Origin of the sequence: Corynebacterium aurimucosum (assembly GCF_030408555.1) — a bacterium.
Taxonomy (GTDB): domain Bacteria; phylum Actinomycetota; class Actinomycetes; order Mycobacteriales; family Mycobacteriaceae; genus Corynebacterium; species Corynebacterium aurimucosum.
The window spans coordinates 693,157-706,744 of the sequence record NZ_CP047048.1; the positions used below are offsets into that span (position 1 = coordinate 693,157).

The window sequence follows — 13,588 nt, forward strand, 5'->3', positions numbered from 1 at the left end:
AGGAGAGTCTTAGGCGAGCGTCTTAGGCGTTGGTGGCCTTGCCGATGTGGATGCGGATGTTGGACCACTCATCAATTTCTGCGCGGTCACCAGGCGGAATGACGGTGGTGGCGTCGAATTGATCGATGATGGCGGGGCCGTTGAGCTTTGCGCCGGCCTTCAGATCCGGGCGGTGGTAAATCGGGACATCGGCCCAGCCGCCGTGCGCGGAGAAGTACACAGGGCGGGTGGTCTCCGGGAGCTCTGCCTCGTGCTCTTCGACGTCATAGTGCTTGAAAGGCGGGTTCTCCAGCTCACCGATAGCGATGAGGCCAATCTGGTAGAACTCCACAGCGCCTTCGCGGTCGGCGAAGGAGTACTCGCGCTCGTGCTCATCGTGGAACATGGCGACGGCATCATCGAGCGGGTTATCGGACTCGGGGATTTCCACCGTCAGGGAGCGCCACTGGCCGCGGTAGCGCATGGACGCAGTCAGCTTGAACTTCATGCGCTCCTCAGGCACGTGCTCCTTGTGGAGGCGCTCGCGGGCCTCGGAGATGAGCGCTTGGAATTCCTTGCGCAGGTCTGCGGTGTCTACCTCGTCCACGGGTGCTTGGTACATCTTGGTGATGTCGTGGCGGATATCCACGAGCAGGCAGCCCTGTGCGGAGGTAACGCCCGGGTGCGGCGGGACCACGACGGTGGGGATGGAGAGGTCACGGGCCACCTCGGCACCGTGCAGTGCGCCGGCGCCGCCGCCGACGACGAGGACGAAGTCACGCGGGTCGTAGCCGCGGCGGATGGACAGTAGACGAACGGCGTCAGCCATGTTGGCGTTGGCCACCTGCACGATGTTTTCCGCGGCAGTCTCGGTATCGAGGCCGAGCGGATCTGCGACCGTCTTGTTGACGGCTTCACGCGCGGCATCCGGGTTGAGCTTCAGCGCGCCGCCGATGAGTTCGGTGCCGAGGCGGCCGAGGGTGACATTGGCATCGGTATTCGTGGCTTCGGTGCCGCCGCGCTCGTAGCAGACCGGCCCCGGATCCGCACCGGCCGACTGCGGACCATTGCGCAGGGAGCCTGCCTCATCGATCCAGGCCTCCGAACCGCCACCGGCACCGATGGTGCCCACCTCAATGGACGGGAAGCAGATGGGGAAGCCGTACTCGACCTGCCACTGCTTGGTAATGCGAATATCACCTTCGTAGACCAAGGCGATGTCGGTGGAAGTACCACCCATCTCTAGGCCGATGGCGTTGGAGTAGCCGCAGCGCGTAGCGATGTCCTGCACCGCGATGGCGCCGGCGGCGATACCGGAGGCGGCCAGGCGGACCGGGTAGCGGGAGACCATCTCCGGGGTCATGGAACCGCCGCCGGAGTGGAGGAGCAGCAGGTCACCGTCGTAGCCGCCTTCCTCCAGCTGTCGGGATAGGCGGTTGACGTAGCCGGAGACGAGCGGGGCCAGGACCGCATTGGCGACGGTCGTGGAGAAGCGGTCGTGCTCGAAGATCTCCGGGAGGATTTCGGAGGAGGTGGAGATAGCGGCGTCGGGAAGCTCCTCGCGCAGGATCTCCGCCATGCGTTCCTCGTGGGAGGCGTTGGCGTGGGAGTTGATGAAGCAGATCGCCACGGTCTCAATCTTCTTGCGGCGCAGGATGCCGGCGATGCGGCGTGCCTCTGCCTCATCGAGCGGGGTGACCTCTGCGCCGTCGAAGTCGATGCGCTCTTCGACCTCGTAGCGGTCGCGGCGGCGGATATAGGGCTCCGGAACGTCGTGGTAGGCATCCCAGAGCTCATCCTTGGTGCCGTCACGGATCTCCAACACATCGCGGAAGCCCTTCGTGGTGATGAGCGCTGCCGGCGGGAAGCGGCGCTGGATCAACGCATTCGTGGCCACTGTGGTGCCGTGGGAGAACACCTCGACCTGGTTGAGCTGGACGTCGGCCGACTTGAGGCCGTTCATCACCGCCTTCATCGGGTCATCCGGGGTGGAGGGAACCTTGGCTACCGACAACTCGTGGGTCTCGGTGTTAACAATCGCGACGTCGGTGAACGTTCCGCCGACGTCAACGGATACGCGAAAAGGCTTGGTCTCCGTCATGGTGTGGACCTCTCTTTCAAAAGATGGTGAATTCGGTTGAGAGGAATCTTGATATGGCACGAGGAGGGGAGCAATGGAGAAACAGTGAATCAAGATGGAAAACGGTGGAGGAAACTCCAAAAAGCCAGGTTGAAGGGCGCTAGAATTACCTGATTAAAAGTAAGATAGGACACTATTTTTCGGAGGATTAAGTGGCGTCACAAGATGATCCGGTGCTGCGGATCGCCGATCTCGTCGTGATGGAACCGCGGCTGCGGCGCTTGAGCAAGACGCTCGAGGATGAGAATTTTGTGGGGCTGTGCGCCGAGGGCGATGGGGACGTGGCGGGCTGGCTAGTCCTTCCCCAGCCGGAGGGAAGCCCACGCGCCATCCAGCGTCGGCTGGTCGACGCCGCCGGGGTCATCTTCCTCGACTCCGAGTTCGATGAGCAGGAAGTCCTGGACTCGGTAGAGGGAACCGGCGCCCTCCTGTACGGCACCGATGGGATCACGCGCCAAGATATCCGGCGCGCGGTGGATGAGCTTTTGCGGCGCCAACCCAACCTGGCATCCTGGCGCAAGCTCAGCACCATCGGGCAATTAAGCCCCGGGTTGGTTAACCCGGCGCCGGAGTCCGAGATCCTCGCGCGATTTGCCAGGTTTAGTGGAGATTCCTTGCTGTTGTTGACCGTTGATGGTCGGGTTATTGCCGCCGCCGGCGAACTGCCTGCGCGGAGTATTGCACGTTCCCTGTCGGTGGTGGTCAACCACAGCACCACGAGCATGCACGTGGGGCGTTGGAAGGTCTTTGCCCGGTGGCTTGACATTGCTGGTGAGAGCCCCTCCTTCGACCATGGCTACTGGCTGATCCGGGGGCGGCAGACCAGTCAGGATGCAGACTTCGATGACCCCGCTTTCGCAGCGCTGGAGGAACTTCTCACCGCTTCCCTCATGGCGCAGAGAAACATCCTGCGCAACCACGTTGCCGAATCGAGCGCGTTGATGGTGGCGTTGTGCGATGAGAATTCGAATAGGGAAGAAGTGGCCACCACGTTGCGCAGGCGGGGCTTTTCGGAACACGCGAAAATGCGCCTCATCGTTTCCGATTCCATCAAGGATTCCTATCGCAGTGATGTGCGCGACAAAGCTTTCGCCGTGGCGCAAGATGCGGGCGTGCCACTGGTGCTGGGATATGTGGCTGGCCGTACCTGCGTGCTGACGACGCAATCGGGTACTGAGACCAAGATTGCGGATGTGCTCTTCGGCTCAGTGGGGCTTTCCGACGGCTTCGATACCGTCGAGGAAGGCCCGCGGGCGTGGCTGCAGGCATTGCTTGCCGCGGTGGTGGTGGAACGGAAACATTCCCTGCATCTGCAGAGCATGGAGTTTTCTCAGTGCAGTGCCATTGAGAAGGCAGCGGCCTACCTGGGGCAGCGCGGTCTCGAAGATGCAGTGGGGCAGCTCGACCGCGCCATCGGCTCCATTAAAGATGGGGAAGAAATCTTCCACGCTTATGAGGCCGAAGGGTTTTCTGTCGCCCGTGCGGCCAAGGTCGTGGGTGTACATGCCAATACGGTCCGGCACCGGTTGGAGGCGCTGGCGGAACGTATCCGCTTCTCCGATGCAGACCTGGTCCTGTGGGCGCTGTGGAAAGCGCTGCGCCCCCGTATGCAGCGCTAGGCGGCTGGATGCGGGGGCACGGAGAAGGTGTGAGGGCAGAGAGTGAGAGGGGGAGGGGAGAGAACTACACCTTCTTCTTGCTGCGTGGGATGGGCTTGCCGGTAATGAGCGCGTGGAGCTTGCCATCGCCAATCTGCATGTCCTCCGGGAGATCCGCGGAATCAACCTCCGTCATGATTTCCTTGATGAAGTCAGACTCCGGGATGGAGGAGTTGCGAGCAATGGCCACGAGTTCACGCATCTCCTCATCGGAGAGGTGGTTGTCATTCTCAAAGCGCTTCTTGAGGAGCTCGCGTGCGCGGCGGCGCAGGTCCGCTTCGGACTGCAGCTCCCCGCGGTTCTTCAGCCAGGCGAAGCCGATGATGAACATGATGGCGATGCCCATGTAGCCCAGAATCGGGTAAACCCAGCCGATGAGGTTGGAGAAGCCAATGAAGGAGAGGACAAAGCCGATGAGCACGGAGATGACATAGACCTTGTAGAAGTGCTGCGGCTTGCCGCGGGTGAGGCGCTTGGCAAAGGCATAGAACATGCCGATGGAGGTGTTATAAATCATGCCGTAAATAGCAACGGACATGGCGACACCAAGCCAAGGGTGAATCTGCTCAATCATGGCCAGCGTTGGCATCTCAGCCTCGGTGATCGGGCCCACGGAGACGTAGAGGCCACCGACGAGGACCGCCAGCAGGAACAGGAAGCACAGGCCGCCGAGGATGCCGCCGTAGCCCACTTCCTTAGCATCGAGGAAGTTACCGCCAATAACGATCATCATGGAGACCACGACGATGACGTTAAGACCCAGGTTATTGATAGAGGAGACCCACCAGTTCGGCAGCGTCGTCGGCAGCTGCTGTGCCTGCTCGTTGAGGTGCGACCAATCGGGGTTGGACGTGAGCACGGTATAGACCGTGCCGATGGTGAGCAGGACGATGATGAACGGGGTGATAGCGCCGATGGCGATGGTTACCTTGTCCACGTCAAGCAGGCCAGTTAGCAGGGTGAGCACGAGCATGAGGACCGCGCCGATCCATACTGGCCAGCCCCACTGCTGGTTGAGGTTGGCACCGGCACCGGCGAACATGGCGAAGCCGATGCAAAAGAGACAGGTCAGCGTGGCGAAGTCGAGGACCTTCGACACAATGGGGGTGGACACCGCGTTGAAGACGGAGGTGTGCTCCTTGGCGCGGTGATAAGAACCTAGTTGGAGAATAGTGATACCGGAGATGGTCATCGCCAGTGCGGCAACGATGGCACCGACGATGCCCATGTTGCCGAAGGCAACGAAGTATTGAAGGGCCTCGCGGCCGGAAGCGAAGGAGGCACCCGCGAGTACGCCGATGAAGGCCATCGCGATGCCGAATGAGCGTTTAAGCATGGTGAACCTAACTTTAGGTGGACAGAAATAGCTACTTATGCAAACGGGGCAGGCTGCCTTTGAAGGTGCCTGCCCCGTGCGTGATGGAGCGGAAGCTTCTAGTTCGCTGCCGCCTTGATGAACTCGGCGACGACTGCGAGCTCTTCCTCGCCGCGGTCAATGACACCGGCGGAGGTGAACAGCCCGTGGTGGTAGCCCAGAAGGTGCTTGTGCGTGACGTCGACGCCCGCCTTCGCCAGCTTGCCGGCGTACTCGATGCCCTCGTCCGCGAGCGGATCGTTATCCACCGTGATCACGAGTGACGGGGGCAGGCCCTCCGGTAGCTCTTCTAGCAACAGCGGGGAGAGATCCGTTGCCGTGCGCTGTGCCTCCTCCGTGACGAAGGTATCGATGAACCAGCGCATGGTGTCCGATGCCAGCGGGAAGCCCTCCTCCAAGCGCTTGTAGGAGGCACCGTTCTCGGTTCGCTCGCGGGAGCAATCCGTGATGGGGTAGAGCAGGATTTGGGAGCTGAGCTTGGCGACGTCTTCTTCGCTCACAAACTCGTTCGCCAGGGTGGCGGCGAGCTGGCCGCCGGCCGAGTCACCCGCTACCGCGATGGAGGTCACGGTCAGGCCGTGCTCGGCCTCAGGGTTGGACAACCAGCGGTAGGCAGCGCGGCAATCGTCGATAGCCGCCGGGTAGGTGTGCTCCGGGGCAAGGCGATAGTCCACCGCAACGACCGGGAGACCGGTCAGCACCGCGATACGGCGTACCGAGGAGTGGTGGGTCTCCAGGTTGCCCATGAGCCAGCCGCCGCCGTGCATGTAGAGCACCGCTGGGGTCTCCTGGCCGCGCTCCGCCTCCGGGCGGGGGTCGTAGAGGCGAACTTGGAACTGGTCAACCTGGAAATCCGTGGTCGCGGGTTCCTTCTCCTCGTGGAGCGGGTTGGCGTGGGCCGAGGCTACGTAGTTCTCACGCACCTGCGGGATGGGGAAGTTATGGAAGGACTTCGCCCCACCATCGCGGAAAGGTTTCAGCGCCTTCCACGCATCCTCAGCGACGGGACGCCCGGAAAAATCGTCGTGCAGAGTGTGCATTGTGAACTACCTCCTAGACCAGCTCGTAGTCGTTGAGCTCGAGCTTATCGGTCAGCTCGTAGTACTCAGCAACGTTGCCGGACCAGTTGTTGATGACGCGGCCTTCTTCGTTCTTGTACCAAGAGGAGCAGTCAGCGGAGAACGCAGATGCCTCGAGTTCCTTCTGGATCTTGGTGTTGAACTCGTCGATGACGTTCTTCTTCACGTCGAGGGCTGCCTCTGGGTTCTCGCGCAGGTAAGCAACGGCCTGGGAGATGTAGCGGTCCTGTGCCTCGAGCATGGCCACCACGGAGTGGTGGTTGAGGTTGGTGTTCGGGCCATAGAGCATGAAGAAGTTCGGGAAGCCGTCCACGGTCATGCCCAGGTAAGCCTCCGGGGAGTTACCCCAGCGCTCGCGCAGGTCGACGCCATCGCGGCCAGCAATCGGCAAATCACCCTGGAACTCCTGGGAGTGGAAGCCGGTGGCGTAGATGACCACGTCAAAGTCGTGCTCTGCTCCGTCATCGGTGCGGATGCCGGTCTCGGTGAACTTCTCGATGCCAGCGGTGATGAGCTCTACGTTGTCACGGTTGAAGGTGGGGTAGAAGTCATCGGAGCGCAGAATACGCTTGCAGCCGAAGGCGAAGGTCGGGGTGAGCTTCTCCACCAGCTCCGGGTCGTTGACCTGGGAGCGCAGGTGCTCCATGGCCTGCTCGACACCCTCAGCAGCGGAATCGGTGCCCTTGCGGGTGCGGTCGAAGCCCTCCTCGCGGACCTCGTGGATCTCCTGGCGGATAGCGCGGTAGGAATCCGGGTTCTCCTGGAACTCCTTAAGTTCCTCATCGGTGAAGATGACCTGGTTGCGCGGCAGGATGTAGTTAGCGGAGCGCTGGAACACGGAGAGCTTCTCCGCCACCTTTGCTACCTCCGGAACCAGCTGAACCGCAGAAGCAGCGTTGCCGATGACGGCGACCTTCTTGCCGGCCAGGTCAACGTCGTGGTTCCACTCGGCGGAGTGGAACTGCACGCCCTGGAATGCCTCGCGGTTCGGGAAGTTCGGAACCTTCGGCTTGGAGAGCTGGCCCCACGCACCGACGAAGACGCGGCCGTAGTAGGTCTCACCGTTGGCCTCGATCTCCCAGGCCTTGAGGTCTTCCTTCCACTCGGCGTTGGTGATGCGGTGGTTGAACTTGATGTGGTCGTAGAGGTTGAACTCCTCAGCAAGAGCCTTGAGGTAGCCCTGCATTTCGTCCTGACCGGCGAACATGCGGGAGACGCCAAGGTTGAGGAAGTAGGAGTAGCAGTAGATCAGAGCCTGGGTATCGCAGGCAGCACCCGGGTAGGTGTTGTCGCGCCACACGCCGCCGACCTCATCGGCAGCCTCGAGGATGAGGAAGTCTTTCTGCTCGTCGCGGACCAGCTGGGCGCCCATGCCCAGTCCGCCGTAGCCGGTGCCGAGGATGATGCAATCGTAGATCTTCATAGTGGTGTGTCTCCTTTTAGACGGTGGTGGTGTGGATTAGTTTGCACGGATGGCTTCGGCCAGGACCTGGAGGCCGTCGCGCAGGGTGGACTCATTGATGACCAGCGGGGGCAGGAGGCGGATGACGTTGCCGTCGAGGCCGCAGGTGAGGATGAGCACGCCCTGCTCGCGGCAGGTCTTGGCTACCTTGGCGGTGAGGTCAGCGTTCGGCTGGTTGTTGTCGTCTACCAGCTCGATGGCGATCATGGCGCCGCGGCCGCGGACCTCGGCGACGGTGGTGAGCTCGAGCAGCGGCTCCAGCTCCTCGCGGGTGATGGCCTCGATCTCGCGGGCGCGGGAAGCCAGATCCAGCTCCTCCATCTCCTCGAAAGCTGCCAGGGAAGCAGCACAGGCCACCGGGTTACCGGCGTAGGTGCCACCCAGGGAGCCCGGGTCCGGGGCATCCATGATCTCGGCGCGGCCGGTCACAGCGGACAGCGGCATGCCGCCGCCCACGCCCTTGGCGGTGGTGATGAGGTCCGGGATGATGCCCTCATCGTCGCAGGCGAACCAGGATCCAGTGCGGCAGATACCGGCCTGAATTTCATCGGCGATGAAGACAACGCCGTTGTCGGTGCACCATTCCTGCAGTGCCGGGAGGAAGCCCTTGGCAGGCTCGACGAAGCCACCCTCGCCCTGCACCGGCTCGATGATGACGGCAGCCAGTTCTTCGGTGCCGACGTACTGCTCGATGTAGCGCAGGGTGCGCGCTGCAGCCTGCTTGCCGTCGAGGCCGTCGCGCAGCGGGTAGGACATCGGCGCGCGGTAGATATCAGCAGCCAGGGTGCCAAAGCCCTGCTTGTAGGGCTTGTTCTTGGCGGTCATGGTCATGGTGAGGTTGGTGCGGCCGTGGAAGGCGCCGTCGAAGACCACAACGCGGTTCTTGCCGGTGTAGCGGCGAGCGATCTTGATGGCGTTCTCCACTGCCTCAGCACCGGTGGAGAAGAGACAGGTCTTCTTCTCGTGGGTGCCCGGGGTCAGCTCGTTGAGCTTCTTGGCCACCTGGATAAAGCCCTCGTAGGGAGCGTTGAGGAAGCAGGTGTGGGTCAGGTGGCTGGCGGCTTCGGCGACGGCCTTGGCAACGCGCTGGTTGGAGGCGCCAACGGAGGTCACGGCGATGCCGGATGCGAAGTCGACGATGGTGTTGCCGTCGACGTCGACAAGCACGCCACCGTCACCGTCGGTGATGTAGGAGGGGTAGCCCGGGATGACGCCAGCAGCGACGTCGGCTTCACGGGCAGCATTCAGCTCCTGGCTGCGGGGGCCAGGAATTGCGGTGGAGACATTCCGCTCCTGGGGGAGGCGGTGCTTGAGATCCTGCATGCTGTCTGCTCCTTAATACTCGGAATTTTTTATGACGTGGGTCATTCTTATGGCTAAACTTCAGAAGGGCCATAGACAATCTGGTGAAAGAATGGTGAGAATTTGTCCACATTGGATACGGGGGTAGCGGTCGGGCTGGAAGAGGGGAGCGTTTCCCTGAGATGGTTGGCTAATCAGCCTGATTTGGGGATAGAAATTCTGCACGATTGTGGGCGCCCTTTTTCCGTAATACACCCGTGTGAGCTGCGCGATCCCCGCGAGTTTGTGGGGTCTGGGGTGGTTATCCTGCTTACCGGCATGGCCTTTGAAGGGAAGCCGGAAGAGCTGGCGGAGTACATCCACAGGGTGGCCGAAGGCGGGGTAACGGGGGTGGGCTTCGGCGTTGGGATTGCCTTTGCCGAGGTTCCGCCCTCCATGGTGGAGGCCGCCCGGGAATGCGATATTTCGCTCTTCACGGTGGCGCGGCGTGTTCCCTTCGTTTCGGTGCTCGCGCGTCTCCACGACGAGCTTCAGCGTCAGCGTGAGGAAGGCCTGGAACTCTTCATTGCACAGCAGGGTGCGCTCAACGACGCCGCCATCGCTGGCCTCGACGCCCTTGTGGATAAGACCGGACGCCTGTTGGGGGCGCACTGCTGCCTCGTGGATAAGGACGGACGGGTCTTCGCGCAGTCGAGTCACCCCGGCCTGCCCCCAGTGGAGTGGGGCCCGGTAATTACCGATACCCGCGCGCAGAACTTCTACGCCGCACGCCGCGTCGGCGGGTGGAACGTCTTGGCCCAGCGCTTGGCCGACCACGGTGCGCGCTCCTTCGGGCTGCTGGCGGTGGCGCGTGAGAGTTTCGGTGTGAACGAGCGCGCACTGCTCAAACAGGCTGCAGGTCTCGCGGAACTCACCGTGAAGCGCCCGCAGGAGCTGCGGCGCACCCAAAACGAACTCAACTCCATGGCCATGGCCATTCAGTTGGGCATGGACCAGCCGGAAGATCCCATGCGCCGCATCTTCCACATGGTGGGTGATGCGCAGGGTCGGGTACGTCCGGTCTTAGTGAAGTCAGAAGGCGAGCGCGCCCACCAGCGCTTCCTCCACGCCTTGGACGCTCGCCTGCAGGAGCACGGGCGCTTGCTTTTCGAGTACGCGCTGGATAACTCCTCCAGCCTCCTGCTCTTTAGGGGGAGTCGTTCGATGAAGAACTTGCAAGACTTGTTGCGTGATATTCGGGGAAGCAAGCGCATCGTCGTGGGGCAACCCATGCCATGGGGCGAGCTGGGAGTAGGAGTTGTCCGTGAATTGGAATCCTTCGCCTTTGGGCTGCAGCCAGGAATGTTGGCGGGACCAGAATCGCGGACGCTGAGCTGGACCAGGGATCCCAGGGTCAAGGGTGCGGTGCACAATCGCGCCGAAGAAACCTGGGGCAAGGTGCGCGCGTACGACGCGGAGCACGGCACCGAATTGGCGGAAACCTTGGAGGTTTATTTGCGCGCGGGTGGGCACGTGAGCCGCACCGCTGAGGAGCTGCAATCGCATCGGCATACCGTTCGCAAGCGCATCGCGGACTTGGAGGATCTTCTCGAAGTCGACCTCAAGGATCCTCTCGTGGCGGCGGAGCTGCTCATCCTCGGGGTCAGCGTTCCGAACTGAGTCCTCAATGGTCGGTTAAGAATCAATACTGAGTAAGAGGAGTTCTGCGCGGGTGACGGGGTTAGCCAAGTCCACGCCACAAAGTTGCTCCACTTTATCCAACCGAGCGCGCACGGTGTGCCGGTGAACCCCAAGCTCCGCGGCGGCAGTGGCTAGGTTGGCGTTGCCCACGAGGAAGGCGCGCAAAGTGGCGAGCAACTCCGTATTGTGCTGAACATCGTGTTCGGCTAGGCGGCTGACCGTCGCCGCGCGCCGGGCAGTGAGGGCCTCGGGTACTCCGGGCTCTGACAGCCAGGTAGGGGCAGCCGAATCGAAGGTGGTCACAGCGCCGAGCGGCAGGCTGCGCGCGTGGCTCTGGAGAGAGGACAAGAGCGCCGGTGTCAACGCCTGCCATTGGATGCGCTGCAGGATGGATGTGCGGAGGTAGCGAGTGTGTTTCCCGCTTAAACCTGGGTGTGCGGTGCCCGGGGGAAGCGCGATAAGCGCCGAATCGTGTTCCGGGCGGATGAGGTTGAGAGGCTCGGCTTTTCCGATCTCGCTCAAAGCCCGCGCGAGGCGGGAGGGGGAAGCTGCTGTGAGAAACAGGACATCGATGAGATCATGGCTATCGACCATATGAAAAGCCGCCTGCAGGGCGGGGGAGTCAACGCCGGCCAGTTGGGTATCAAGCGTCAACGCTCCGAGGATCGTGTGCGCAGTGGTGTCGGGATGATCTAAGAGCAGGCTGGCCAGGCCGGTGAGGTGTCGGATGAGCGCGCGGGAGTAGGAATCGAATTTCTCTGCACGCGTTACCGCGATGGCCCAGCGTCGTCCCGCTGATCCGAAGATGCTGGTGATGGTGGCGCCTGTGCTTGTCGACGTCCCCGTTCCCCGCCCCGTCTGCTCCGCGGCTTCCACCGCGGCGTCGGCCGCACTGATCCGGCCGCGATCGCTGCGGCTGACCACCGCTCCGGAGAAACTGGCTACTGCTACCGCGGCGCCGAGTTCCTTGCCTGCCTGTGCGATGAGTGCGTCGATGCTCGTGGCTGCCGCCTGGTTGAGGCGTTCCTGCTGGCGGTGGAGTGCAAAGTGCGCGTTGTTGTCCAAGCGGGCCTGTTCCTGAGCCACGGCTGTGGTGATGGATACGAAGCGGGTGGCGCGTGGGACCTCAAAAAGGGTGAGATTGTGCTGGGAGCAGGCGCGGATAAGTTCTGTGGGGACCTCACTGAAGGCCAGCCCGGTACCGAAGCCGATGCCCTGCACGCCGGCCGTGGCCAGAGCCGCGCCATAGCGCTCAAACCCCTCCGGTTCTTCCTGAAAAGCAAGCCCCAGGGTGAGCATGAGCGCGCCGGGGGAGGTGAACTCGCTGGGGTCCGCGAGCTCGGAGGCGTGGATAGTGTTGAACGTAGCGCTACCGGTGACGATGTTTCGCAGGTTCAAAGAGCGCTGGTTGAGAAGCCAGCGAAAGGTTATCTCACGCATGGTGGACAGAGTACACAGCTATGCACAAAAAATTTATACACCCTGTCCATAGTGGCGTCAGGGTGGTAGGGGCCACACTAAGTGGCATCCTATTCATCCGAACACAAAAGGAAGACCATGCAGGAACTTCAGTACCACATTGAGCAGTCCCGCCACCTGGGCCAGCAGGTCCCGGGCCCGAAGAGTGCCGCCTTGGATGAACGTCGCAAGAATGCCCTCCCCGCGGGCATGGCGCCCTCGCTTCCGGGCTACGTGGTGGATGCGGATGGCGGCATTCTTGCCGACGCCGACGGCAACCGCTTCATCGATCTCGCTTCCGGCATCGCCGTGACCTCCGCTGGTGCCTCGAACCCGGCCGTCGTGGCCGCGGTGCAGGATGCTGTTGCACACTTCACCCACACCTCCTTCACCATTTCCCCGTACGAGTCCTACGTGGCCGTGGCAGAAAAGCTCAACGAGGTCACCCCGGGCGATCACCCGAAGAAGACCGCGCTGTTCAACTCCGGTGCGGAGGCCGTGGAGAATGCCGTGAAGATTGCCCGTAACTACACCGGCAAGCGCGGTGTCGTGGTCATGGACCGTGCCTTCCACGGACGCACCAACCTGACCATGGCGATGACCGCCAAGCAGTCTCCCTACAAGAACGGCTTCGGCCCCTTCGCACCGGAGATCTACCGCGCCCCGATGTCCTACCCACTGCGCGACGGCCTGAGCGGCGCCGAGGCAGCCCAGAGGACCATCACCATGATTGAGCAGGAAGTTGGTGCAGCCAACCTGGCCTGCGTTGTTGCTGAGCCGATTCAGGGCGAGGGCGGCTTCGTCGTCCCAGCCGAGGGCTACCTCGCAGCAATCCAGAAATGGTGCAACGAGAACGATGTGGTCTTCATCGTCGACGAGATCCAGGCAGGCATGATGCGCACCGGTACCTGGTTCGCCTCCGACCATGAGGGCATTGTTCCGGACATGGTGACCATTGCGAAGGGTATTGCCTCCGGCATGCCGCTGTCTGCGGTAACTGGCCGTGCAGAAATTATGGATGCCACGCAGCCAGGTGGCCTGGGCGGCACCTACACCGGCAACCCGGTGGCCTGTGCTGCTGCGCTGGCAACCTTCAAGGAATTCGAAGAGAAGGACTTCGGTGCGCGTGCTCAGAACCTAGAGAAGGTTGCCCGTGAGGAGCTGGAGCCCATCCTGGGCGATGAGCGCGTGGCCGAATTCCGCGGCCGCGGCGCGATGCTCGCCCTCGAATTCGTCACCGCTGAGGGTGAGCCGGACTCCGAGCTGGTGCACAAGATTGCCGACGCCGCCAAGGCCGAGGGCGTCCTGCTGCTGACCTGCGGCCTCGACCACAACGTCATCCGCTTCCTGCCTTCCCTGGCTATTCCGGAAGATCTGTGGCGTGAAGCGCTGCAGGTCGTCGTGAAGCAGTTCAACGAATACAAGTAGTTCCTTGTTGCTCACCTGGATCTTTCC

Annotated in this window: 9 protein-coding genes; 3 read left to right on the top strand and 6 right to left on the bottom strand. The window is 62.3% G+C overall.

Annotated elements, in window-relative coordinates; all coding sequences use genetic code 11:
• Positions 1-22: 22 nt before the first annotated feature.
• Positions 23-2,080: a hydantoinase/oxoprolinase family protein gene (locus CAURIM_RS03290; RefSeq protein WP_010189244.1), complete on the bottom strand. Its 2,058-nt coding sequence runs from the start codon at positions 2,078-2,080 to the stop codon at positions 23-25.
• Between the two features lie 191 nt (positions 2,081-2,271).
• Between CAURIM_RS03290 and CAURIM_RS03295 the strand changes: the two genes are divergently transcribed.
• Positions 2,272-3,738: a helix-turn-helix domain-containing protein gene (locus tag CAURIM_RS03295; RefSeq protein WP_010189243.1), complete on the top strand. Its 1,467-nt coding sequence runs from the start codon at positions 2,272-2,274 to the stop codon at positions 3,736-3,738.
• Between the two features lie 64 nt (positions 3,739-3,802).
• On the opposite strand, the gene CAURIM_RS03300 is transcribed toward CAURIM_RS03295, so the two are convergent.
• The 4 genes from CAURIM_RS03300 to gabT (CAURIM_RS03315) all read right to left on the bottom strand — a co-directional run bounded on the left by CAURIM_RS03300 (position 3,803) and on the right by gabT (CAURIM_RS03315) (position 9,016).
• Positions 3,803-5,113 (bottom strand): YkvI family membrane protein, encoded by a 1,311-nt coding sequence (locus CAURIM_RS03300; protein ID WP_070446244.1) that lies wholly within the window; start codon positions 5,111-5,113, stop codon positions 3,803-3,805.
• Positions 5,114-5,211: 98 nt separating this feature from the next.
• Positions 5,212-6,192 (bottom strand): alpha/beta hydrolase, encoded by a 981-nt coding sequence (locus tag CAURIM_RS03305; protein WP_070719597.1) that lies wholly within the window; start codon positions 6,190-6,192, stop codon positions 5,212-5,214.
• Positions 6,193-6,205: 13 nt separating this feature from the next.
• Entirely contained in the window at positions 6,206-7,654 is a 1,449-nt protein-coding gene (locus tag CAURIM_RS03310; RefSeq protein ID WP_070446241.1) for a flavin-containing monooxygenase, read from the bottom strand.
• Between the two features lie 36 nt (positions 7,655-7,690).
• Positions 7,691-9,016 (bottom strand): 4-aminobutyrate--2-oxoglutarate transaminase, encoded by a 1,326-nt coding sequence (gene gabT, locus CAURIM_RS03315; RefSeq protein ID WP_070446239.1) that lies wholly within the window; start codon positions 9,014-9,016, stop codon positions 7,691-7,693.
• Between the two features lie 111 nt (positions 9,017-9,127).
• Here gabT (CAURIM_RS03315) and CAURIM_RS03320 point away from each other — a divergent pair, with 111 nt between their 5' ends.
• Positions 9,128-10,654, top strand: coding sequence for a helix-turn-helix domain-containing protein (locus CAURIM_RS03320; RefSeq protein ID WP_435383989.1), 1,527 nt, complete (start codon positions 9,128-9,130; stop codon positions 10,652-10,654).
• Positions 10,655-10,669: 15 nt separating this feature from the next.
• On the opposite strand, the gene CAURIM_RS03325 is transcribed toward CAURIM_RS03320, so the two are convergent.
• Positions 10,670-12,115: a PucR family transcriptional regulator gene (locus CAURIM_RS03325; protein ID WP_201828607.1), complete on the bottom strand. Its 1,446-nt coding sequence runs from the start codon at positions 12,113-12,115 to the stop codon at positions 10,670-10,672.
• A 117-nt stretch (positions 12,116-12,232) separates the two neighbouring features.
• Between CAURIM_RS03325 and gabT (CAURIM_RS03330) the strand changes: the two genes are divergently transcribed.
• Positions 12,233-13,561 carry a 4-aminobutyrate--2-oxoglutarate transaminase gene (gabT, locus tag CAURIM_RS03330; protein ID WP_201828606.1) on the top strand — a complete coding sequence of 443 codons (1,329 nt, stop codon included), beginning with the start codon at positions 12,233-12,235 and terminating at the stop codon, positions 13,559-13,561.
• Positions 13,562-13,588: the final 27 nt, after the last annotated feature.